The organism is Blautia coccoides (assembly GCF_034355335.1).
Taxonomy (GTDB): Bacteria; Bacillota; Clostridia; order Lachnospirales; family Lachnospiraceae; genus Blautia; species Blautia producta.
On record NZ_CP136422.1, the window covers coordinates 4,872,501 to 4,895,833 of the forward strand.

The 23,333-nt window shown below is 44.2% G+C and carries 25 protein-coding genes and 2 tRNA genes (1 of these 27 only partly in view); 7 read left to right on the top strand and 20 right to left on the bottom strand.

All coding sequences use genetic code 11. The features are described 5' to 3' along the window. The 9 genes from BLCOC_RS21875 to tsaE form a co-directional block, all read right to left on the bottom strand. A tRNA-Ser gene (locus BLCOC_RS21875) sits at nucleotides 1–50 on the bottom strand; it reaches 39 nt to the left of the window's first position. Between the two features lie 124 nt (nucleotides 51–174). Continuing rightward, nucleotides 175–260 (bottom strand) — tRNA-Ser (locus BLCOC_RS21880). Nucleotides 261–328: 68 nt separating this feature from the next. Then, on the bottom strand, nucleotides 329–1,018 hold the full coding sequence (gene ispD, locus BLCOC_RS21885) for a 2-C-methyl-D-erythritol 4-phosphate cytidylyltransferase (protein ID WP_115623363.1): 690 nt from the start codon (nucleotides 1,016–1,018) through the stop codon (nucleotides 329–331). Beyond that, nucleotides 1,018–2,049 carry a tRNA (adenosine(37)-N6)-threonylcarbamoyltransferase complex transferase subunit TsaD gene (tsaD, locus tag BLCOC_RS21890; RefSeq protein WP_029467962.1) on the bottom strand — a complete coding sequence of 344 codons (1,032 nt, stop codon included), beginning with the start codon at nucleotides 2,047–2,049 and terminating at the stop codon, nucleotides 1,018–1,020. Before tsaD ends, ispD begins: the two co-directional genes overlap by 1 nt. A 25-nt stretch (nucleotides 2,050–2,074) precedes the next feature. Next, nucleotides 2,075–2,986 (bottom strand): ribonuclease Z, encoded by a 912-nt coding sequence (locus BLCOC_RS21895; protein WP_018596892.1) that lies wholly within the window; start codon nucleotides 2,984–2,986, stop codon nucleotides 2,075–2,077. A gap of 69 nt (nucleotides 2,987–3,055) precedes the next feature. Further along, the gene (locus tag BLCOC_RS21900; protein WP_018596893.1) at nucleotides 3,056–3,304 is read right to left on the bottom strand and encodes a hypothetical protein; all 249 of its coding nucleotides are present in this window, start codon (nucleotides 3,302–3,304) and stop codon (nucleotides 3,056–3,058) included. Between the two features lie 135 nt (nucleotides 3,305–3,439). Further along, nucleotides 3,440–3,874, bottom strand: coding sequence for a ribosomal protein S18-alanine N-acetyltransferase (gene rimI, locus BLCOC_RS21905; RefSeq protein ID WP_115625466.1), 435 nt, complete (start codon nucleotides 3,872–3,874; stop codon nucleotides 3,440–3,442). Then, the gene (gene tsaB / locus BLCOC_RS21910) at nucleotides 3,861–4,589 is read right to left on the bottom strand and encodes a tRNA (adenosine(37)-N6)-threonylcarbamoyltransferase complex dimerization subunit type 1 TsaB (protein WP_115623364.1); all 729 of its coding nucleotides are present in this window, start codon (nucleotides 4,587–4,589) and stop codon (nucleotides 3,861–3,863) included. Before tsaB ends, rimI begins: the two co-directional genes overlap by 14 nt. A 14-nt stretch (nucleotides 4,590–4,603) precedes the next feature. Then, a complete protein-coding gene (tsaE, locus tag BLCOC_RS21915; protein ID WP_018596896.1) occupies nucleotides 4,604–5,038 on the bottom strand; it encodes a tRNA (adenosine(37)-N6)-threonylcarbamoyltransferase complex ATPase subunit type 1 TsaE in 435 nt (144 codons plus the stop codon). 559 nt (nucleotides 5,039–5,597) lie between these two features. Between tsaE and BLCOC_RS21920 the strand changes: the two genes are divergently transcribed. Then, a complete protein-coding gene (locus BLCOC_RS21920) occupies nucleotides 5,598–6,116 on the top strand; it encodes a peptidylprolyl isomerase (protein WP_018596898.1) in 519 nt (172 codons plus the stop codon). Nucleotides 6,117–6,262: 146 nt separating this feature from the next. On the opposite strand, the gene BLCOC_RS21925 is transcribed toward BLCOC_RS21920, so the two are convergent. The 11 genes from BLCOC_RS21925 to BLCOC_RS21975 all read right to left on the bottom strand — a co-directional run bounded on the left by BLCOC_RS21925 (nucleotide 6,263) and on the right by BLCOC_RS21975 (nucleotide 16,557). Continuing rightward, nucleotides 6,263–6,919: a YigZ family protein gene (locus tag BLCOC_RS21925; RefSeq protein WP_029467958.1), complete on the bottom strand. Its 657-nt coding sequence runs from the start codon at nucleotides 6,917–6,919 to the stop codon at nucleotides 6,263–6,265. A 111-nt stretch (nucleotides 6,920–7,030) separates the two neighbouring features. Next, nucleotides 7,031–7,948: an RraA family protein gene (locus BLCOC_RS21930; RefSeq protein WP_115623365.1), complete on the bottom strand. Its 918-nt coding sequence runs from the start codon at nucleotides 7,946–7,948 to the stop codon at nucleotides 7,031–7,033. Nucleotides 7,949–7,950: 2 nt separating this feature from the next. After that, nucleotides 7,951–8,421, bottom strand: coding sequence for a RidA family protein (locus BLCOC_RS21935; RefSeq protein ID WP_029467956.1), 471 nt, complete (start codon nucleotides 8,419–8,421; stop codon nucleotides 7,951–7,953). A 16-nt stretch (nucleotides 8,422–8,437) separates the two neighbouring features. Continuing rightward, nucleotides 8,438–8,905, bottom strand: coding sequence for a RidA family protein (locus BLCOC_RS21940; RefSeq protein ID WP_115623366.1), 468 nt, complete (start codon nucleotides 8,903–8,905; stop codon nucleotides 8,438–8,440). Nucleotides 8,906–8,926: 21 nt separating this feature from the next. Next, nucleotides 8,927–9,967 carry a LacI family DNA-binding transcriptional regulator gene (locus BLCOC_RS21945; RefSeq protein WP_115623367.1) on the bottom strand — a complete coding sequence of 347 codons (1,041 nt, stop codon included), beginning with the start codon at nucleotides 9,965–9,967 and terminating at the stop codon, nucleotides 8,927–8,929. A 129-nt stretch (nucleotides 9,968–10,096) separates the two neighbouring features. Beyond that, on the bottom strand, nucleotides 10,097–11,239 hold the full coding sequence (locus BLCOC_RS21950) for a mandelate racemase/muconate lactonizing enzyme family protein (RefSeq protein ID WP_131918415.1): 1,143 nt from the start codon (nucleotides 11,237–11,239) through the stop codon (nucleotides 10,097–10,099). Further along, nucleotides 11,236–12,354 (bottom strand): Gfo/Idh/MocA family protein, encoded by a 1,119-nt coding sequence (locus BLCOC_RS21955; protein WP_044953419.1) that lies wholly within the window; start codon nucleotides 12,352–12,354, stop codon nucleotides 11,236–11,238. Before BLCOC_RS21955 ends, BLCOC_RS21950 begins: the two co-directional genes overlap by 4 nt. A gap of 24 nt (nucleotides 12,355–12,378) precedes the next feature. Continuing rightward, nucleotides 12,379–13,245 carry a carbohydrate ABC transporter permease gene (locus tag BLCOC_RS21960; protein WP_115623368.1) on the bottom strand — a complete coding sequence of 289 codons (867 nt, stop codon included), beginning with the start codon at nucleotides 13,243–13,245 and terminating at the stop codon, nucleotides 12,379–12,381. Next, nucleotides 13,242–14,138 carry a carbohydrate ABC transporter permease gene (locus tag BLCOC_RS21965; RefSeq protein ID WP_029467951.1) on the bottom strand — a complete coding sequence of 299 codons (897 nt, stop codon included), beginning with the start codon at nucleotides 14,136–14,138 and terminating at the stop codon, nucleotides 13,242–13,244. The genes BLCOC_RS21960 and BLCOC_RS21965 overlap by 4 nt, the downstream gene beginning before the upstream one ends. 60 nt (nucleotides 14,139–14,198) lie before the next feature. Then, nucleotides 14,199–15,530, bottom strand: coding sequence for an ABC transporter substrate-binding protein (locus BLCOC_RS21970; RefSeq protein ID WP_029467950.1), 1,332 nt, complete (start codon nucleotides 15,528–15,530; stop codon nucleotides 14,199–14,201). Between the two features lie 13 nt (nucleotides 15,531–15,543). Beyond that, a complete protein-coding gene (locus BLCOC_RS21975; RefSeq protein WP_115623369.1) occupies nucleotides 15,544–16,557 on the bottom strand; it encodes a Gfo/Idh/MocA family protein in 1,014 nt (337 codons plus the stop codon). A gap of 258 nt (nucleotides 16,558–16,815) precedes the next feature. On the opposite strand from BLCOC_RS21975, the gene BLCOC_RS21980 reads away from it, so the two are divergent. The 6 genes from BLCOC_RS21980 (at nucleotide 16,816) to BLCOC_RS22010 (ending at nucleotide 23,221) form a co-directional block, all read left to right on the top strand. Continuing rightward, a complete protein-coding gene (locus BLCOC_RS21980) occupies nucleotides 16,816–16,929 on the top strand; it encodes an IS110 family transposase (RefSeq protein WP_242998990.1) in 114 nt (37 codons plus the stop codon). Nucleotides 16,930–17,192: 263 nt separating this feature from the next. Beyond that, on the top strand, nucleotides 17,193–20,237 hold the full coding sequence (locus BLCOC_RS21985; RefSeq protein ID WP_115623370.1) for an SrtB-anchored collagen-binding adhesin: 3,045 nt from the start codon (nucleotides 17,193–17,195) through the stop codon (nucleotides 20,235–20,237). Between the two features lie 238 nt (nucleotides 20,238–20,475). Beyond that, entirely contained in the window at nucleotides 20,476–20,802 is a 327-nt protein-coding gene (locus BLCOC_RS21995; protein ID WP_002606075.1) for a YdcP family protein, read from the top strand. Nucleotides 20,803–20,816: 14 nt separating this feature from the next. Then, nucleotides 20,817–21,200, top strand: a complete 384-nt coding sequence (locus BLCOC_RS22000) for a YdcP family protein (protein WP_115623371.1) — start codon at nucleotides 20,817–20,819, stop codon at nucleotides 21,198–21,200. Between the two features lie 180 nt (nucleotides 21,201–21,380). Beyond that, the gene (locus tag BLCOC_RS22005; protein ID WP_115623372.1) at nucleotides 21,381–21,743 is read left to right on the top strand and encodes a helix-turn-helix domain-containing protein; all 363 of its coding nucleotides are present in this window, start codon (nucleotides 21,381–21,383) and stop codon (nucleotides 21,741–21,743) included. 83 nt (nucleotides 21,744–21,826) lie between these two features. Then, complete coding sequence (locus BLCOC_RS22010; protein WP_115623373.1) at nucleotides 21,827–23,221, top strand: FtsK/SpoIIIE domain-containing protein; 1,395 nt, start codon at nucleotides 21,827–21,829, stop codon at nucleotides 23,219–23,221. Nucleotides 23,222–23,333: the final 112 nt, after the last annotated feature.

Genomic DNA, 23,333 nt, shown 5'->3' on the forward strand with positions numbered 1-23,333 from the left:
GACCTACTCCCTTTCCAGGGGAGCCCCTTCAGCCGCTTGGGTACTTCTCCAGGCTGAATAAAACAACAGTTTGAAAGTAAGCTTTCAAATAACTGTTTCTCTATATATCCAAAAGCATCATAACTGATCTTGAACTCGTCACTCTGATTCGTTCTCGATATCTGCTTTCGGGAACGGAGAGAGTGGGATTCGAACCCACGCGCCCTTGCGGACAAACGGTTTTCAAGACCGCCTCGTTATGACCACTTCGATATCTCTCCATGTTTGTCACTCGGTCAGCGACAAGTGGTATCTTATCACTTATGTCGGAAGTTGTCAATAGATTTCTCTAATTTTTTTCCAAAATTTTCTCAGCGACAAGAATGTCCTCCGGCGTAGTGATTTTAATGTTCTCATAGGAACCTTCCACTAACTTAATTTTCAAGTTTCCAAAGCGCTCCATGACCATGGCATCATCTGTAATATCCTCCATGCTCTGCTGCCGCGCTTCCTCATATGCTTCCCGGATCGCAGTGTATGAAAAAATTTGGGGTGTCTGAATATTCCACACCAGACTTCGCCTGGGTGTAGACACTACCATTCCATTTTCATCTGCAATTTTTATGGTATCCTTAGAAGGCATCCCAGTCACACAGGCACCATAGGCGAGAACCGCCTCTTTTCCTCTTATGATCATATCATCCGTCAAAAAAGGTCTGGCTCCATCGTGAATGAACACATAATCGCAGTTCTCACAGGCGCGCAAACCGGCATATACAGAATCATAGCGTTCTTTACCGCCTGCTATCACTGCTTTTACTTTTGAGAAACCATATGTTTCTATAATTTCCTGTTTGCAGAAATTTATACTCTCTTTTCCTGTAACAACAATAATTTCTTCAATTTCCCTGCTTTTTTGGAAACAGGACAGACTGTAGTACAGCACCGGTTTCCCCTTAATAAGAAGAAACTGCTTCTGTACTTTACTGTTCATTCTCTTTCCCTGGCCTGCTGCCAGCACAATTGCGGTGGATTTCATCAGCGTTCTCCTAATCTCAGATTTGGAACTGCATTCAGATCAAGGCCATGCCTGGTTCCTTTTTCAAATTCATAAAAAGCTGCCACTCCTATCATGGCTGCGTTGTCTGTACAAAAAATAGGAGATGGATAATAAAACTGGATCTTGTGTTTCCTGCAGGCTTCTTCCATAGCTGTGCGAAGACCGCTGTTTGAGGCTACGCCTCCTGCTATTGCCAGCTTGTGGATCTTATAGTCTTTTGCCGCTGCTATAGCGTGTTCTACAAGCACTTCAACAACACAACGCTGAAAAGAGGCCGCTACATCTGCCGCCACAATCTCTTCTCCCTGCATTTTGCATTTATTCAAATGGTTCAGTACAGCAGATTTAACACCGCTAAAGCTGAAGTCATATGGTGCCTCATCTACTTTTGCCTTTGGAAAATCAAAGGCGTGGGCATTTCCTTCTCTGGAAAGCTGGTCTATTTTGGGGCCGCCCGGATAGCCCAGCCCGATGGCTCTTGCCACTTTATCAAAGGCTTCGCCTGCTGCGTCATCTCTTGTTCTGCCCAGGATTTCAAACTCACCGTAATCTTTTACGATCACCAGATGCGTATGACCGCCAGACACTACCAGACACAGGAACGGGGGTTCCAAATCAGGGTGCTCAATATAGTTTGCCGAAATATGGCCTTCTATATGATGCACTCCTACCAACGGAAGATCTTTCGCAAAGCTGATGGCCTTTGCCTCCGCCACTCCCACAAGCAGCGCACCCACAAGCCCCGGCCCGTAAGTGACACCTATGGCGTCTAAATCATCAAGCGTTACATCCGCCTCTTTCAGAGCCTCCTCAATAACCTGATTGATTTTTTCAATGTGCTTTCTGGAAGCGATCTCCGGAACAACGCCTCCGTACAGTTTGTGAAGCTCTATCTGAGACGATATAATATTAGATAATACGGTCCTTCCGTTTTTTACCACAGATGCGGCTGTCTCATCACAGGAGCTTTCTATTGCAAGGATCAATACATCCTCTTTGGTCTTCTCCATTTTACATTCTCCTTTTTCACAGAACTTATTCTTCCTCAAACTGCAGTTCCACGGACTGCCTGTCCCTGGCTGCTATAGCGTTTGGAAATACTTTTGCCGCTTCCACAAGAGCTTCCTCCGGGCGGACAAGAGAAGGACTGTAGTGTGTCAGCCACAATTCTTTTACCTGTGCCTCTTTTGCCAGTAGTGCTGCTTCTTGAAAAGTCATGTGCTTGTGAGCTTTTGCCTTTTCCTCTTTGTCCTGCTCTCCATACATACCTTCACATATAAACAAATCGGAATCCTTTGCATGTTCTGCAATGGTTCTCACTGGGCGGGTATCTGTGGTATAGGTCAATTTGATCCCTTTCCTGACAGGCCCCAGTACCATATCCGGAGTATATATTTTCCCATCCGCCTCAATGGTCTGGCCTTTCTGAAGAGGATTCCAGTATTGCAGAGGTATCCCCTGCTCTTTTGCGCGGGCCGCATCGAACTTGCCACCTCTTTTGATCTCAATAGAATAGCCATAGCAGGTTACGTTGTGATTTACACGGAACGCTGTGATATGATATCCGCAGATTTCCATCTTTTCCTCCGGCTGTGTCAGTTCTATACAATGTATATCAAAGGGAAGCTCCGGAGCGATAACCCGAAGGGCCGAAACAACCCGAACCAGCCCTTTGGGACCGATCAGAGTCAGCGGTTCCGTCCGCTCTGCATTTCCCATGGTTAAAAGAAGCCCCGGAAGCCCACTGATATGATCTGCATGATAATGTGTAAAGCAGATCACATCAATCGGCTTGAAACTCCATCCTTTTTCTTTTACAGCGACCTGTGTGCCTTCGCCGCAATCTATCATAAAATTACTGCCGTTATAACGGGTCATAAGTGAGGTGAGTTTCCGCCTTGGAAGCGGCATCATACCTCCGGTGCCCAACAGACAAACATCCAGCATCTGTCATTTCCTCATTTCTCTTCCATTCTTTATTGACTGCGTTTCTATCTTAGCACACATTTTTTTCCACTACAACAATTCCTTTTCAATTTTCTCTGTAACAGGTATGGCAAATCCGCGGATGATCTCGTCGTAACAATCTTCACACAGGTCAAATTGATGGCGCTGTGTATCTTTTTTGGAGAAGTATCCCCAGGCTATGTCAACAGGGAGTACCCCTTCCATAGCTATGCCATTTTCCACATGCAGTTTTTTTCCGCAGCGGTTGCAGTATAGCTCTGTGAGCGTTCCCGTTTCCTTTTTTTCGTATTTTCGCATCGTCTTTGTCCTCCTGCCTTGTGCTTGTAAGCCAAACCATTTCTCTTTTTTGTGTCTTCTCTGTCATTATACAGAAAATATGTATAAAAACCCAGTGGGAAACAGTTGCAGATATAGAAAAAGATAGCAGATCTGCTATCTTTTACACATAACCACGGCGTGCTCTTTAGGTGCCTCATAGAAATTCTTTCTTATTCCTGCCTCTTCAAATCCACAGGAGCGGTACAGGGAAATTGCCCTCTCGTTGCTCTGGCGCACTTCCAGATAGAAGGAGGAAACCCCTGCTTTTTTACCCGCATCCAGAAGCGTTTCCACAAGCTGACGTCCTATGCCATTTCCCCAGCCGGAAGCTTTTACAGAGACATTCGTTATCTCGCCTTCGTCTAAAGCGGTCCACATACCTGCATATCCTGTGATGACACTGTCAAGTTCTGCCACAAAATAGACTGCATTGGCAGACTGTACAGCCTCCAGAAAACCGGACACTTTCCACGGGCGGGAAAAGTTTTCCGCTTCGATCTGCGCTGCTGCCTCTGCATCTTCGGGACGCATCTCTCTAATTGTCAGCATTTTTTTCATTTGCCAGGCGGGCTGCCCGTTCTCTCTCCGCCTGTGATACTCTCAGGTAATCAGGCTGGTGGTCAGCCGCAGATTCCGTTTTTCCTTCTTTATAGTAAATTTGGGCAAGGGCAGCCACAGCAGCAGCCCTCTGTTTGTTTACATGCGCCGGCGCAAAAGAATAGGAAACACAACAGGACTGCTCTATGAGTTCTCTGTATACAGGTACGCCGTCGCCCAGAAAAATGACGGATTTTCCCGTCTTATTTAGTTCCTCTATCAGTTGAGTCATGGGCAGGGCGTCTTGTTTTTTTAATATTTTCAGAGCATGGTTTTCAAAGCAGTACAGACCTGTGTAGACCTGTTTTCTTCTGGCATCCATGATGGGACAGATCAGGGTATCCGGCGCTGTATCATACAGATTGTAAGCAAGGGCATCCACTGTGGGAACTCCTATCAGAGGCTTGTCCAGTGCAAGACCCAGACCTTTTGCTGTTGCGGAGCCTATTCTGAGACCGGTGAATGAACCCGGTCCGGCAGCTACTGCTATGGCATCAATGGAATTCAAATCCAGGGATATGGCTTTTTTTACCTGATCCAGCATGGGAAGCAGCGTCTGGGAATGGGTCTTCTTATAATTCATGGTGTATTCGGCTACCAGTATGTCATCTTCCACAACAGCAACTGATGCTACAAGTCCGGAGCTGTCAAGAGCTAATATTTTCATTGTTTTTTATCTCCTTATTCATTTAAGCCTTCTATAGTTATTTTACGGTAATCAAATCCCTGGGAAGGATCTTTTTCTATGGTGATCTTTATAACATCCGGGGGAAGAAGTTCCTCGATCAGCTCTGCCCACTCTATGAGGCAGATGCCCTCACCGAAAAAGTAATCGTCGTATCCGATCTCCTCCATCTCTTCAATATCTCCGATGCGGTAGACATCAAAATGGTAGAAGGGGAGGCGGCCGCTTTCGTATATTTGAACTATTGTGAAGGTTGGGCTGTTGACCGGCTCTTCTATGCCAAGGCCTTTGGCTACGCCCTGGGTAAAGACGGTTTTTCCGGTGCCCAGGTCACCGTTCAGGGTGTAAATCTGACCGGGGGTGGCTTTTTGGGCGATGGAATAGCCTAAGGAAAATGTTTCTTTTGGGGTGGTGGTTTCTATTATTTTCATTTTATGGGTGGCTCCTTTTTTTATATGAAGCGGACGGGGAGGCCGTTGGGAGGGGCAGGGCGTGTGATGGCGGGAGCGAAGCGCTGCGCTTGGTCAGAAGCTAACCTGCTCCCAGTCACTAAATTCGTCAGCAAAGGCTTCCTCATTAAGTGTCTGGGGCAGGTGGATCTTCTGCCCGCTCCACTATACATCGCTCCCGCCATCACACGCCCTGCCCCTCCCAACGGCCTCCCCTGGTGTTCTCAGGCGGTAGGTTGGAATGCTGAAGGTTATGGTTATTGCAGAACTGTGATTATTGCGGAAGTTTAATATATTGTGTATATTGTTTTACTTACATAATTACTTACATATTTTGCTGTAATGCTCATTTTGTGTAATATTCTTACTGCCTAATGTTCATCATAAATGACGTTCACCTGAAATGATATTCCTGTAAAATGATGCTATAAGTTATAATATAATATAATCTTTTGCGCCACAAGTATAAAAAAGAAATTTCTTGCACCTTTTATTTTTAGAGATTATAATAGAGAAAAATGTTTAAAAGGAGATTTTTAATATGAGTAATCCTATTGTTACGATCACTATGGAAAATGGAGGCGTGATCAAAGCGGAATTGTATCCGGATGTTGCGCCGAATACTGTGAATAATTTTATTAGTTTGGTTAAAAGCGGATTTTATAATGGACTTGTTTTCCACCGAGTGATCCGTGGATTTATGATCCAGGGCGGCTGTCCCCAGGGAACCGGAATGGGCGGCCCGGGATATTCTATCAAAGGTGAATTCAACGCCAACGGAGTTAAGAATGATCTGAAGCATGACGTCGGGGTTCTGTCTATGGCTCGCGCTATGGATCCTAACTCTGCGGGAAGTCAGTTTTTCATCATGCATGAAAATTCACCGCATCTGGATGGACAGTACGCAGCCTTCGGTAAGGTGACGGACGGAATGGATGTGGTAAACGCTATCGCTGAGGTTCAGACAGACTATAGTGATCGTCCTATGGAAGCACAGACGATCAAAAGTATGACTGTAGAGACCTTCGGAGAGGAATATCCGGAACCAGAAAAGTTTTAAATCATAGTCCCTGATACCGTGGACACGTGGCTGTCGCACAATTGATCAAAAGATCATAGGTGTGACAGCCCCTTTTTATGTGGAACACTGGGTTTTTCGCAGAAAATAAGATGACGCACTGTTTTTGTGCGGCACCTTATTATATATCAGTCTTCAAATGTGATATATTCACCATCCAGGGAGGTATAGTACAGCTCTTTTAAGGCCGTAATGACTGCCCGGCCGCTGGTAGCTTCTGTGACGGCTTTTTTTATGGAGTTTTCTTCGGACTTTTTGGTGAGTATCTGAAGCTTTACCTCCTCGGTATATTGGGATTCCATAATGGGGATACCCCGCTGTCCAAAGAGGTATTGAAGTTTCCCCACACCGTTATAATCCGTTCCTATCTCCAGAAGAACACCCTGATATTTTGTAATGACGCGGCTGCAGGCAAGTCCTTCCTGAGCTGCCTTTGAATAGGCCCTTACAAGACCGCCTGTTCCTAAGAGAGTGCCGCCAAAGTACCTGGTCACCACTATGGCTGTATTGCATAACTCCTCACCTAAAAGGACATCGAGCATTGGCTTGCCCGCGGTCCCTGAGGGTTCTCCGTCATCGCTGCAGCGCACAGTCTCCCTGCGCTCACCGATGATATAAGCATAACAATTGTGGGTGGCATTCCAGTATTTTTTCCGCATCTCTTCGATGAAACTGAGGGCTTCCTCTTCAGACTTTACAAGTCTTACTGTGGCGATGAAACGTGACTTTTTTTCTGTGATCTCACCCTCGCCGCCCTCGTAGATCGTGTTGTATTGTTCCAGCATGGGGTCCTCCTTTTGCTGCCAAAGAGCAGATAATGATTCTGGAACTATCATATCACAAATTGTAAAATGCGGGTAGTATAAGATATGATTCCTGTACTCCCGCATTCCTTTTTATTCCAGACACCTCTTCAATATCTCAGTTTCCGCATCCGGGTCTCCATCTGCTGCCAATTTTTCCAGGTTCCAGTCCAGGGAACGATATTTCTCGCCTCTTTCATCCTCTTCCAGAAATTTTTCCATTTCCGCCAGCATATCTTTGCTCCAAATAGTGCTGTCCACCTGGGCTGTAGTATAATGTTTTTTCTTCAACATTTCAAAACCAAATATATCTTTTGCATGGGCTTTATTGGCTTCATTGATAACTGTCTCCACCATGTGAGGGGGAATAAACAATACACCGCTCTCTGTGGAAAACACCACATCTCCCGGCATACAGACAGCTTTGCCTATTCTGGTCGGTCCATTAAATCCCGTCATGACACATTCCCGGATAGGCGTTGGGTCCACACCTCTGTAGCAGACTTCTATATCTTCTATTTTCCGCATCTGCTCCACATCCCGAATTCCGCCCCAGATAACAGCCCCTCCGTTTTTTGTCCTGGCTTTTATGGCTGTAGTAAGATTTCCTCCGATAAATGTACCGTTATAAATCTTATCATACATATCTGCAACCACCACATCTCCTTGTGTCAAACTGTCTATCACCCACTGGTTGCAGGTGCCTTTCCAGCCACGGCCTTCTCCATATTCTTTGACTGCTTTGCAAAGGTCTGGTCTTGCAGGTACAAAAGTACATGTCACCGCACGTCCAACCATTTTCACTGCCGGATGCAGCCGATTTAAACTCCCCTCAAACTGGAAGCGATACCCTTTTATATATAGTGGCAGCCAAACTTCCTCCAGCGTCATTCCTCTCAAGATTTCAAGATATTTATCCGGAACACGCGGTCTTCCGTCCTCAAAGCGTTCTTGGTCCCATTCCTTAGTAAGACCAATCACCTGCTCTCGCACATTTAAATTTGTCATCATCACTATCCCCTTACTGATACTATCACTTCGATTTCTACCGGTATATTATTATTGGGAAGATTATGAGTTCCCATGACTGTCCTTGCATGGTATCCCCTCTCTTCAAGCACCTCTGTCATTACATCGGAAAATCCATCCATAATGCCTTCCAAATCATTATCCGCCCCCTCACAATTCACCATACCAAAAGCCCTTACAACGCGTTCTATCCGCTCAAAGCTTCCCAGAGTGTCCTTTAAGGCACCCAGTATAATGATTCCGCACTCGCGAGCTGCCAAATATCCTTCCTCAGGAGTCAGTTCTTTTCCAATTCTACCGCAATATAGGGGTACGCCTGTAACCTGGTCCTCAGGGCCATGGCCTGAAACAAAAATCAGGTCATCTGATTTTCTCAGAAGAATAATTCCCTTTTTCTTTTTATACTGCAGCTCAATCTCCGTTTCATTTAAAATAACTTTATTGATCTTATCCATAAATGCCACCCTCCTGTCAGCTGCGAATGCGGACAATCGCCTCCACACAAACCGGCACGTTCATAGGAAGTGCATATGCACCCATAGCGCTTCGCGCATGCTGTCCTCGTCTGCCAAAAACCTCCACCATAAGATCTGAAAAACCATTCATCACTGCCGGCTGGCCGGAAAATTCTCCTGTACTGTTCACCAGCCCCAGGGCCTTGACCACATACTCCACACGGTCCAGTTCTCCAATATAGTCCTTTATGGTGGCTAACATATTGATGCCGCAGAGTCTGGCTGCCTGATATGCTGTGTCTACATCCACTTCCCCGCCGACTTTCCCTGTATATACCGCATTTCCTTCACTGTCCACAGGTAAATGCGCGGAAAGAAAAAGCAGATTTCCACTGAGCACTGCATCCACCGCCCCTGTTCCTCTCCTGTTCCTGACAGGAAGATTGATTCCCAAATGTTTCATTCTATCGCCGGTCTCTCCCATAAAAATTACCTCCACAATTAATCAGCTATCTCCCAATAGCCTGAATCCAACAGTCTCTTTTTCCACAATCCTTGTCTCGTAAGTCTTTCTGATATTCATGGTAGCATTCCTGTCCTCCAGCTGCCCGCTCAGCAGCGCCACGCTGTCATATCCAATCTGATATAAAGGCTGCTCAACAGATGTGATCTGCGGCCCCCTGTAGCAATCCGGAAGAATTGTCTGATTATCAAAGCCAATGACTGATACATCCTCCGGTACACGCATTCCCAAATCCAGCGCTGCCCTGACTGCATAGCTGGCTATGGCATCGTCAGAACAGAAAACAGCGCTGGGTCTGTCCTGCAGTTCCATCATCTCCCGCATTCTCTCATAACCGCTTTTGTAATCAGTTGATGTATGTCCGATATAACCATCCTGTATTTCCAACCCCGCCAGTCTCATTCCATTGAGATATCCGTTCAACCTGTCTATAGTCACTTTCTTATTTGGATTTCCGCATATGTGCGCTATGCTCCGGTGTCCCTTATTTGTGAGATATTTTATTGCCGATTGAGCGCCCCCAGTGTTGTCGATCAGAAGCTTATTACACTGAAAATCGGGAATATCGTTCTCAATCATGACATATTTCATAGAATCCCTATCCTTCAGATAGCGCATCACCGACTCATCTGTCAGATAGGAACCATACAGGATCACTCCATCCACCACACCGTTTGTCAGGTATTTCAGATATTTTTCTTTACTTTTAATGTCAGACCCAAGAACACTGCAGAAAATCACGTTATATCTTGTCTGCTGCGCCCCTGCCTCAAACCCTTTGATCAAATCATAAAAAAACGGATCATGTAGATTATGTACAACAATACCAATTGCGTTTGTTTTCTGACTGACCAATGCCCTGGCCGCATTATTGGGATTATATCCAAGATTCCTAACAGCCTCCATAACCTTCTCTTTTGTAGCTTTACTTACCATGTCTGTCCCATTTATGACTCTCGATACCGTCGCCAGCGAAACACCGGATGCCTTTGCAACATCTTTGATCGTGATTCCATTTCCCATCTTTTTAACTCCTTCAGACTGTATAATACACAGATATTGGATTCATTATATTCCATATTTCCTTTTTTTTCCATATTCGAGCAAGAAAACCCTCTATCTGTTATTCCGGATACGGAGTCTGCTGAAATATCAAAATACAAATCTCAATCGCCTGTCACTGCATCGGTATTCCTCCAGTGCTTCCTCGTTAACTTCCACCCCCAATCCAGGTCCCTCCGGAACTAAATAGCTCCCCTCCGAGATAACAAGAGGTGCTGAAAGAATATCTGCACCGTGAGACATATATGTTGTGTCCATTGCCAATTGAAATGCTGGTAACGCGCTCGTGGCCTGCAGGACAGCAGCAGTCTTAACCCCCATGTCCCAGGCGCAGTGATGTGCCAGAGACACACCAGCCGCTTCTGCTAGATATGCCGCTTTCTGTAGTTCTCCTATTCCTCCCAGCGACTCCATGTCAACCACTGCGGCATCCGCCGCACCACACCGCAGAGCCTCCCATATGCCGCCTGGAATATAGGTATCCTCATTGATTGCGATAGGCGTACCGCATCTGCCTCGAATCTGTCTGTATTCACTCAGCATTCTGACTCTGAACGGCTGCTCCACATACTGAAGACCACACGGCTCCACCGCTTTCATATATCTCACGGCCTGGTCCATCCTGTACGCCTGATTCATGTCTACACGGATCTCCATGCCTTCTCCGGCTGCTTCTCGAAGCCAAAAAGCCCTCCTGATATCCTCCTCCAGAGAGATACCACCTTTTGTCTTTATGGTTCGGAATCCCTCGTCGCATACTTCTTTTACTTTATTTTTTGTCTCGATCTCATCCAGATATCCAAATGCATATGCCGCGGGTATTCTATCCCTCACTTTTCCTCCCAGTAGTCTGCTGATGGAACAGCCCAATGCTTTTCCCTCCAAATCCCACAGTGCCATCTCCACTCCTGATACCAGGTGCAGTGTATTGATATCCGGATTATATATAGACCGCAGCGAATCCTTGATAGCATTTCGGTGGAATATCTCCGCTCCTACAAGCGCTGGCACCAACATTTCTTTAATGATACACATTGTAATGTCCAGAGAATAAATCAAGTTCATCTCTCCCCAGCCCACCAGCCCTTCCTCTGTAGTAAGCTTATAGATCACTCCTGTGACCCAGGAGGTCCCCATTGCTTCCCGGCTTCCTCTATATGGAGCAACTCCGCCTTCTGTAAGGGGCTTAATTGGTACTCTAACAGGATATGCCTCTACCTTTTCTATTCTCACAGCTCCAATATCACTTCCCTGCCTTCTCTTGCGGAATCCAATATAGCCTCCACCACCGCAACCTGCCGGATGCCCTCTTCCAAATCAGTGATGGGAATTCCGCCTTCTGTATCATTCATAAATGAATCAGCGTACAGACAGACGCCCTCATTCCAGTCAAAATCATTTTTATCCTCTGCCTTTAAATCGAACCTGTATGCATTCATCTTTTCACTGTAACCTAATTCTGCACAAATACCCTGGCTCTCCAGAATACCCGCTGCTTCTCTGGCTTTCTCTTCGGAAACCTCCAAATAGATTCTAAGCCCCTGTCCTGCTTCATATCCCGGTGTTTTATTATATGCAAACCCGCCATTATCTGCTGTGAGCTGCACATAATTTTCCACCAGTTCTTCCATACGTTTCGTCCACTCTGTCTTCAGACGGATGATCAGTCCGTCGTTAAAAGTCAGCAGACAGTCCAGGAAATCATACTCGCTTCCAATCACGCTCTTCTTTCCTTTTGCATAGACTCTGACAACTTTCCTGGGAGTAAAATAGTAGTGAAGCAAATCTACCGCATGGCTGAATAGGAAGAATGCCGGAGAAGAGATCGCAGAAAAATTCCTGCTGTCCTTTCCCCACAAGTTCCTGGGTACATCAATAGAATCATCCATTCGCATCTCCCCATACTGGGGCGCTCCCAAATATCCTCCACTCACCAACAGACGTATACTCCGGTCCAGAGGATAAAAGCGATTAGGGAACAACACTTTGATACATGTCCCTGATTTTTTTGCCGCCTCTCTGATCTCACATGCATCTGCAAGGGATGTAGTCAACGGTTTTTCACTGATGACAAACGGAATTCCGCTTTTGCAGGCTTTGAGTATGGGGCCTTTATGATATGGGTCCTGTGTTGCTACCACCACCAAATCCGGCTTTTCCTTCTTGTACATCTCCGTAAAATCTTCATACCAGGAACATGCGTGTTCCTCTGCCCATCTTTTGGCCTTCTCCACTTTCTGGTCACATACTGCTGTCACAAGTGTATTCTTATGTTTGTAAAGGTGTTCCGCATGTTGACTCCCCAAAAGCCCCATCCCCACCACTGCACATCTCAAAATTTTTTCCATTTTTATCACCTTTCTCAATTGTTTTTATCCTTTCACTGCCCCGGATGTGATCCCCTTGATAAAATACTTGTTGCATAGAAGAAAAATCAACAGTACAGGAACAGCAATCACTACAGCCGCGCTCATCATTCCACCCCAGTCAATGATGAACTGGCCTTTAAATTCTTTCAAAGCAATAGACAATGTCTTATATTTTGCAGAATTCGTAAAATTAAATGCAAAAATAAATTCTTCCCAGGTATTCAGGAAGGTATAGATACAGACCGTGACAATCCCCGGAGAAATGACCGGCACCAGGATTCGGAACAAGGCTCCTGGCCGGCTGCATCCATCAATCATTGCTGCCTCATCGAGTTCCCGGGGAACTCCTGACAAAAATGCAGTCAGTGTCATCACAGCCATAGGTACATTTAATGCAATATTAGAAATGATGTTGACTTGATAGGTATCGATCAAATGCAGCCTGCTGTAAATCTTATAAAGAGGAAGAAGCAGCACGATGGCAGGCATCATTTGCCCAAAAAGCAGTGATGCGGACAATGTCCTGCTGCCTTTGAATTCAAACCTGGAAAACCCAAACCCCGCCAGCAAAGAGACAATCAGAGTAAATACCGTGGCTGCAAAAGCAACCACGAGACTGTTGGCAAAGGACCTTGGTATGGAAGTCTCAAATAAAACACGGGCAAAATTTGAAAAAGTCGGAGTCTCTGTAAAGAACCTTGGGGGCGATATGAATAACTCCGACGCCGGTTTTATGGAGGATAAAAACATCCATACAGCCGGAAAAAGTGCTGCCAGACAGCAGATTGCCAGAAACACACAGGCACAGAGAATCCCAACGGCTTCCAGCGGTTTTATCTTAGAATGCATATTGGACTGTATCTGTTTCATGAATCCCTGTCCCTCCTTATCACATATCTGTTGTACAATAGCGCAATCACTGCAGTCACTGCAAACAATACAGAAGCCGCAGCGCTTGCTGTTCCAAAACTATAATTTTTAAAGGCATCTCTGTATATGTACAATGACAGTATTTCCGACGCATGGGCAGGACCTCCCTCTGTGAGCAGATAGATAAATGTAAAGGAATTCATAGTCCAGATGCTCAAAAGCAGAATCACTGTATTCACAGAGGAACTGATTTCCGGTATGACAATATGAAAAAACACCTGATATCCTTTGGCCCCATCTACTCTTGCCGCCTCTTTTAAGTCCTGTGAAACCCCCTGCAGCGCCGCCTCAGTCATGAGGATCACAAAAGGAACCATTTTCCAGACGTTCACAATAATCGCGGATAAAAGTGCCGTCTTCGCAGAGGATGTCCAGTTCAGGCTCTCTGATATCAGGCCGATTCTTTTTAAGATCTCATTGAGAATCCCATAATCAGGATGGTAAGACCAGTCCCACACCATTGCACTCACTACACTTGGAAGAACCCACGGCACCATCAGAATTATCCTGATTATATTTTTCCCGCGAATGCGGCTTGCGTTCAGTATATTGGCAATGATGAATCCTATCAGGAACTGAAACACAACACTTCCCACAGTCCAGACAAGCGTATTTTTAAGTGCCAGTAAAAAGACAGTATCTTGAAATACATCTGCAAACTGGGAAATACCCGCAAAGCTTATACTGCCTGTAAAAAGATCCGTTTTAAAAAATCCCATTACCAATGTGTAAACAAGGGGAACCAGCATAACTGCAAAAACAAACAGCAGCGCCGGGGCAATATAAAGATATCCCCAATTTTGTTTCTTTATCGTTTTTCTTTTATTCTTCATTCTGTATACCGCCCCCTCACTTTAGGAGCCTGCCTGGATGGCCGGCTCCTGTTATTCCGGTTAATTATCCAGTGCTTTGTTAACACTTTCCTCTGCATCTGAAAGCGCAGTCTCAGCGTCCTTGCTTCCGGATAATACGGCCTGAGCCTCATTATAAAGGATGTCAGTGATCTGATTCATATGCGGACTGCCAGGAAGGGGAACACCATAATTGATGGCTTCAATAAATACCTTCAGACTTTCATCTGCATATTTCTCATTACTGACTGCTGATTTACAGGAAGAGAACGTGCTGCTGAAATCCACCGAAACTTCCGGTGAAGCCAGATAACTCATCAGAGCAAAAGCTGCATCCGGGTTTTTACAGGTATTCGACATTCCCAGATTCCATCCTCCAAGCTGTGCAGCGCTTGTCTCTCCTTCAAAACCCGGACAGAGTGCAAAACCCATGTTCATATCAGGATTCGCTTCCATAATCGGTTCAATATCATAGCTTCCAGAAACAAACATTGCCAGCTTTCCCTCTGCAAACAGATTTCTGTTGGTGGTATTGTCATTTTCCAACACACTTTTCGGTACCACTGCGTCCTTCAGATAAAGATCTGCCCAGAAGGAGAATGCATCCAGGCCATCTTTTGTATTAAATGCCGCCTCTGTCATGTCCTCATTCAGCAAAGATACTTCCTTTGAAAACATCATACTGTAAAATTGTGCCGTTGTATTGCCTGCATTGCTGCCGCACAGACCAAATCCATAGACATCCCCGCCGGTGAGCTTCACGGCATCATCCCGTAATTCCTCCCAAGTGGCAGGGGGAGATTCCGGATCAAGACCTGCTGTTTCAAATAAATCTTTGTTATAAAACAGGCACATGGTCTCACTGCGATAGGGCAGTGCATAGTAACTACCGTCTACGTATAACGTCTTTACCGCACCTTCGTAATAATCGGACACATCAATACTATTTTTCTCTATGTACTCGTCCAATTTTTGGAGTTTTCCCATCGACGCGTAGGGTATTGTCCAGGCTATGGCCATATCCAGCACATCCGGTCCTGCCTCCGCCTGAAGAGCAGAAAGGTATTTATCCTCCATGCCATCCCATGGCAGATATTCAAAATTCACTTTAACATCCGGGTACTCTTTGTAAAATCCCTCCAAAAGCGTGTCCATCAGGCCGTCATTCCAGGTTCCTGTCCACATGGTCACCTCCCCGCTGACAGACTTCTCTGCATCACTGCCCTTCTGTATATCCTCTTTCTTATCTGTGTCTTCCTGTTTTTCATTTCCTTCTGTGTTGGAGGCTTTTTCTTCTCCCTTCGTGTTCCCGCAGCCTGCAAGCGCCGTTATCACCATACACCCGGCTAATAATACAACCATTCTTCTTTTCATATGTAAGACCCTCCTATTTCCGCTCTGTGGCGACTCTGCATTTCCTCCTGCAGCAAATTTTCTTCCCCTGCTGTACGGATTCCTGCTCTCTCTGCAGTATCCAAATGGTATCAGCAGCACTTTCCGCTGATATAAGGGGAATCACTTCTCTTCCTTCTACTTTTGCCCCAAATTCCTTCAGTTCTCTGATAACCCCCACAATATCTGAAGGTATTCCCTTATTCCCCTGTAGTTTTATTTCTCTTGCTTTCTCATTTGCGGGGTATTCTTTTACCACTCCTTCCTTGTATTCCAGAACTCCATGTTCAAACACAGCCCTATATCCGGCTGCAAATTCCAGCGACGAGTCACTCCATCCTCCTTCAGCCTGAATCACGGTTTCTGCACCTTCATACACATACCTTGTGGAGATATAACTCAAATGTATCTCCGGCCTTTCCTCCCCCACGCTGTCTACAAAATCAGGGATACCAAACATACTGTTGATAAAATCCGTGTCATGGATATGCATCTCAAAGCAAGACATTTTACACTTGTTCGGATCCATATACCAGCTACCTGCTTCGTGTGCGCCAAACTGACGCTGCATCAACAGATGGCATAATTCACCCAACTTTTTTCTTCGGACTGTTTCATGAAGATATTGATATTCCGGCCAATATCTCAATACTTGTCCAATTTGAATGACACGTCCTCTCACTTTTGCTTCCTCAAGAATACGTTCTGCTTCCGCCCATGTATGGGCCATTGGCTTTTCGCAGAAAATATGCAGATTTCTTTTCAGACATTTCATTACTGTCTCATAATGGAGAAATGACGGAAGACAGATATCTACCGCATCCGGTCTGCAGATATCCAACATATCATCCATATCTGTAAAAATCCTGCACCCCATCTCTTTTTCTGCTCTCAATGCCGCGTCTCGGCTGATATCGCAGACAGCAACTACCTCAAATTCCGGAATCCTCTGGTATGCTTTGAAATGAGATGCAGCCATTCCCCCCGCTCCAATCACAGCTACCCGCATAAAAACCTCCTACTATTATATAAAGTCATAGTCTTTCTTTACCTTTTCTACAGGTTTGACTATGCTATTTTAAGATACTGTGGATTGGTTATCACCTCCTACCACTTGATGGTTTAAAAAAGGCTCCAACCACAGTCTCTTTGTTTATTTGTTAATCAGTTAGTTACCGCATGACGGTTTATCAAGAAGTAGGTTACGATTGCAAGGAGCCCTGTGGATCTTAAGACAGTATCAATACTTTATATCAGGAGGTCCTATATGATTTACGTAGGAATTGATGTCGCAAAAGATAAGCATGATTGCTTTATCACAAACTCTGATGGCGAAGTCCTTTTCAAGGCTTTTAAAATAAAAAACACAATAAAAATCTGATTATCCGCTAAAACACAGTATCTATCAGCATTTTCAAGGAAACAAACACATCAATTTACTACTTATTTACTACTAACGAATGAGCCTTGATACGCAAGTTTTCCTAGATATGCAAAGATATGGTACAGCACATCAGTATTGAAACAAGAAAAATCGAATAACTTATAGACTATGGAACGCCTAAAATGACGTTCCTTTTCTATTTCCAGCCGTTCTTATTGGACGGCTATTTTATTACTCAAAATGAAAGGAGCATTAGATTTATGAAAAAGACATGGAAACGATTGTGTACGGGCTTTTTAGCTCTTGCGACTGTCGTTACTGCTTTACCGACTACACCCGTCCATGCAGAAAGTAAGCAATACTGGACGGAGTCAAAAGAGCGTGTCGGTATTGTTGAAAAAGTAATGAATGACGGTTCGATTGGTTCTACTTTTAATGAGGGACATTTAACCGTTGAGGGCGAGGACGCTTACTGTATCGACATTAACACAGACTTTAAGAATGGCTACAAGACCAGAGATGACGCAAGCTCACGCATGAGTGCCGACCAGATAAGCGACGTTGCCTTATCTATTGAATATGTAAAACAGTACACAGACAGCCACAGCGGAATAAGCAAAAATCACGCTTACCTTTTAAGACAGCTTGTAGTCTGGCAGAGATTGAGCGTACATCTTGGCTGGCAATGTGATAACGTGCGAGCTTCTTATGATGAAATTCCAAAGGCGACACAGGACGAAGTTTTCTCTGGTGCAAGAGCCTTTGTCAAAGAAAATAAAGGACGCTATGAATGTGGCGGTTATATCTACTCTGGCGAGGGGCAGGAATTAGGACAATTCTGGGCGAAGCTGAATGTCGGAAATGCAAAACTACAAAAGACTTCCAGTAATACCAGCATTACCGACGGTAACGGAAATTACTCTATTGCAGGTGCAACCTATGGTGTCTTTGCTGATAAGGACTGCACGAAACAGCTTGCCACCCTTACGACTGATGAAAATGGAAATACAGATGTTGCAGAGGTAACGGCTGGTACAGTTTATATCAAGGAACTTTCTGCACCAGCAGGATATAAAGTGGATAAAACAATCTATCCATTAACAATCAAAGCTGACGAAACAGCGACTTTGAAAGTATCTGATAAACCAAAAGTAACGGACACTTTGATTGAGCTTTTCAAGATTGATATGGAAACACAGAAAGACAATCCGCAGGGAAACGCTTCTTTAGCAGGTGCGGAATTTACATGGAAGTATTATGCTGGCTTCTACAATAAAGAAAATCTCCCTGCCGATGCCACTCGTACATGGGTTACAAAGACAATCGCTGAAACAGACAGCGACGGGACAACTCATTACATCACAAAATTAGCGGACACATACAAGGTATCTGGCGACAGTTTCTATATGCAGGACGGTAAGGCGGTTCTTCCACTTGGGACACTAACCGTTGAAGAAACAAAAGCTCCAAACGGCTACTTGTTAGACGGTGCATATATGCAGGCTGGCGATAAGTCCGAACAGATAAAAGGCTTATATGTAACACAGATTACCGAGGACGGCGACCTTGCCGTACTATCTGGAAGTAACCAGTTTTCCGTATCAGACAAGGTTATCCGTGGCGGTGTAAAAATTCAGAAACGAGATTTAGAAACGGGCGATACAAAGCCACAAGGAAGTGCCACTTTGAAAGATACTGCCTTTGACATTATTTCCTTAAATGATAATGCAGTATTGGTTGAGGGCAAGATATACAAGAAAAATGAAGTGGTAAAAACAATTCGTACAGATATTGAGGGTATCGCTTCTACTTCTTCTGACCTCTTACCTTATGGAAAATTCCGTATCGTTGAGAGTGAAGCTCCAAACGGTTACTTAACTGACGGTGCGAAGCCGATTGATTTTGCAATCACAGAAAATGGAAAAATCGTGGACTTAACCGACGAAGCCCATTCTATCTACAATCAGATTAAGCGTGGAGATATTGAGGGTGTGAAAATCGGTGCAGGCACACATAAGCGTCTTGCTGATGTTCCTTTTAGGATCACAAGCAAGACAACGGGCGAAAGTCATGTAGTGGTAACTGATGATAACGGGCAATTCTCCACTTCTGCTGACTGGGCTTCTCATAAGCACAATACCAACGCAGGCAAGACCAGCGAGGACGGTGTGTGGTTTGGAACTTCTGAACCAGACGACAGCAAGGGGGCGTTACCTTATGATACCTACATCATTGAAGAAATGCGTTGCGACAGTAACAAAGGTTTTGAACTTATCCCACCTTTTGAAATCGTGGTATCAAGAAATAATCTTGTGATTGATTTAGGAACGCTGACTGATGAATACGAAAAAGAAATCTCTATCCATACCACAGCGACCAGCAAGGACGGAGAAAAAACTATCCTTGCAGGAAAAGAGGTAACAATCGTTGATACTGTCAAATTAGACGGACTTACAAAAGGCACAAAATACCAGCTCAAAGGCTGGCAGATGTTAAAAGAAGAAAACACCGAGCTTATCATTGACGGGAAACGTGTAGAAAACGATTATACCTTTGTCGCTGATGATGAAGCTATGAAAGTGGAAATTTCCTATACATTTAATGCGTCTGCTTTAGGTGGCAAAAACCTTGTTACCTTTGAGGAATTGTATGATTTAAGCAATCCAGACGAACCCGTGAAAGTTGCAGAACATAAGGACATTGAGGACGACGGGCAAACGGTACTTATCACAGAGCGTATCATCAAAATTCATACGACTGCTACCGATAAGGACGGCAACAAAGAGCTTGAAGCTGGAAAAGACGTTACAATCATTGATACAGTAACCTTAGAGGGCTTAGAAGTCGGTACACAGTACAAACTTGTGGGCTGGCAGATGTTGAAAGAAGAAAATACAGAGCTTCTTATCAATGGAAAGCGTGTGGAAAGTGATTACACCTTTACTGCTGACAGCGAAACTATGAAAGTGGAAGTTGCTTTTACGTTTGACGCTACTTCTCTTGACGGCAAACAACTTGTAACTTTTGAAGAATTGTACGATTTGAGCAATCCAGACGAACCGAAGAAAGTTACCGAGCATAAGGATATTGAGGATAAGGAACAGACAATTACCTTTAAGAAAAAGCCAGAAGAACCAGAGAAACCCGAAACACCACCGACACCAGAAAAGCCTAACAGACCTAGCGACAGTCCCAAAACGGGCGACAGTACAAATGTAATGGCATTTATCGTGATGTTGCTTGCGTCTGCTGGTGGACTGGCTGGAACATATCTTTACAAACGCCGTAAAATGAAGAAATCATAAGGCGGTAACGGTATGATGAAAGAAAAATCACGCTCTCCGCCGAAGCTGTCAAACGGCAGACTTCCGCTTATTCTGGCTTGTCTGCCTACAACCTGCAAGAACACGGATAGTCAAGGGTGCGTAAGCATTGATTTTACCCTTTACTATCTGGGGGATTGCTGGTACTTCCCAAACCGCCAGAATAAGAAATCACAATCAAAAAACTTATCAAAAATAGAAAGAAACGAGGTAAAACAATATGGAAATGAAATATGTCGTGCCAGATATGGCACAGTCTTTTGGAACTCTTGAATTTGCAGGCGAAAGTGAGCCAGTCTTTGAAAGAGATAAAAATAACCGCAGGGTCTTAGCAAGACGAAGCTATAACCTTTATTCTGACGTACAAAAAGGCGAAAATGTTGTCGTGGAAATTCCCGTGCAAGCTGGTGAAAAGCATTTCAAGTATGAACAGAAAGTAAAACTTGTCAATCCGAAATTATACGGCAGAGGTTATGCAATCGGGGATATGGGACATACCGATTATGTGTTAGTTGCTGACGATATTGTAGCAGTTGAAGAAAAGTAAAGGAGTGAAGATTTATGAGATTATCAAACGGGTTTGTTATTGACAAAGAAAAAACATTTGGAGAATTAAAGTTTACAGCGGTGCGTGATGTGTTCTTGCAGAACGAGGACGGGACACCGAGTACCCAACTGAAAAAGCGTATCTATGATTTGAAGTGCAGTCTGCATGGTGGAATTATCCCCGTGTCTGTACCGCCAGAAGTACCATTAAGGGAATTTCCGTACAATGCAGTTGTGGAGCTTGTCAATCCAGTAGCCGATACGGTATCAAGAAAGACCTATACGGGTGCAGATGTGGACTGGTATGTAAAGGCAGAGGATATTGTGTTGAAGAATAAAAGTAATCAGAACGCAGGCAATCCACAGAACCCTACACCGCAGGGACAGCCGAAGAAATAAAATGATACAATCAGCTTTTTACTTTGAATAAACAGTAAAGAAAAGTTATAATCTATGTATACTTTTTATAATGTTAAAGCAGGTTGACAAATTGCCAACAAAGATTGGTTGAAGAAAACTCTTATTTTTGTAATACTATTCTTGCGGTCGCAAATAAAGAATACTATTAGGAGGCAATATATGAATTTTAATGAAAAGCTGATAAACCTTAGAAAATCAAAGGGACTTTCTCAAGAAGAATTAGGAAATGAGTTAAAAGTTTCCAGACAAACAATTTCAAAATGGGAGTCATGTCAATCTTATCCAGATTTTCAACGCTTAGTATTGTTAAGCGATTATTTTGGATTAACATTAGACGAATTAGTAAGAGATATTGATGTACAAGAGGTAAGAGAAAAAAACTTGAATAACGAAAAACTATCTTCAATATATAGCGATATGAATGAAGCAAAAAATTTTATTAGAGTTTGTCTTGCTATTGGTGTAGTAGTTCTTATCTTTTTTGCAATGATTGTTACGTATGGAATATTCTTTGTAAAATAAAATGTAAATTCTTGTATATCACTCAAAGCAGTTAGTCTTAGGATTGACTGCTTTTTTCGTATCCAGAAAGGAGTGATTGATTTATGCGTAAGATTTTTAATAAAGGACACCGTATCAGAGCCAGCGACAAGTACCTTGTCTACCACTTTTCCATAGGGACGCTTCTGTTTATATTCGTGGCGGTTCTCTTGCTACTGAATATGACACAGCTCATGCGTACCGATTGGGAGCATTTCAGCTTGTTAGAGAACGGCTTGACGCTTTCCACATACAACTTCATAACCATACTGATAGCGACTGGTGTTTGTGCATTGGTCGCTTTTCTGTATTACCGCTTCTGTTACGACAGTTTCAAGAAGCTCCTACACCGTCAAAAGCTGGCAAGAATGATACTGGAAAATAAGTGGTATGAAACTGATACCGTACAAGACAGCGGTTTTTTTACTGACCTGCAAAGCAGATCAAGGGAAAAAATCGTCTGGTTTCCAAAGATTTATTATCAAATGGAAAAGGGACTGCTTCATATCCGCTGTGAAATTACGCTGGGGAAATATCAAGACCAGCTTTTACGGTTAGAGGATAAATTGGAAAGTGGCTTGTATTGCGAGCTGACCGACAAGACCTTACATGACGGCTATATCGAATATACCCTGCTTTATGATATGATAGCGAACCGCATTACCATTGATGAAGTACGGGCAGAAAACGGCTGTCTTAGACTGATGAAAAATCTTGTCTGGGAATATGACGCACTCCCTCACGCTCTGATTGCTGGTGGGACTGGTGGCGGTAAAACGTATTTTCTGCTGACGCTCATTGAAGCCTTACTGCATACTAACGCTGTCCTTTATATCTTAGACCCGAAGAACGCTGACCTTGCAGACTTAGGGACAGTTATGGGAAATGTGTATCACACCAAAGAAGAAATGATTGATTGCGTCAATTCCTTTTATGAGGGAATGGTACAGCGAAGTGAGGAAATGAAGCGACACCCAAACTATAAGACGGGCGAAAACTACGCCTATCTGGGACTGCCACCCTGCTTTCTTATCTTTGATGAATATGTGGCATTTTTTGAAATGCTGGGGACGAAAGAAAGCGTGAGCTTACTTAGCCAGTTAAAGAAAATTGTTATGTTAGGGCGACAAGCAGGTTATTTCCTTATCGTTGCCTGCCAGCGTCCAGACGCAAAGTATTTCTCGGACGGTATCAGAGATAACTTCAATTTCCGTGTGGGATTGGGGCGTATCAGCGAATTAGGTTACGGTATGCTGTTCGGTTCAGATGTGAAAAAGCAGTTTTTTCAGAAGCGTATCAAGGGGCGTGGCTATTGTGATGTGGGGACAAGCGTTATCAGTGAGTTTTACACGCCTTTAGTCCCGAAAGAACATGATTTTTTGCAGACTATCGGCTCTCTTGCACAAGCAAGGCAGGACGGGACGGCGACGTGCGAAGTGAAAGGCGACGGCACGGACTAGCCGTTGCTGGTGTGGCGTAAGCCACGCCAGCAGGTAAAACCCCTCGGTATCTAACAGAGGGGTACGTTTGCAAATAGACAATAGACGAAAAAACATAGGAAACATAAGGCTT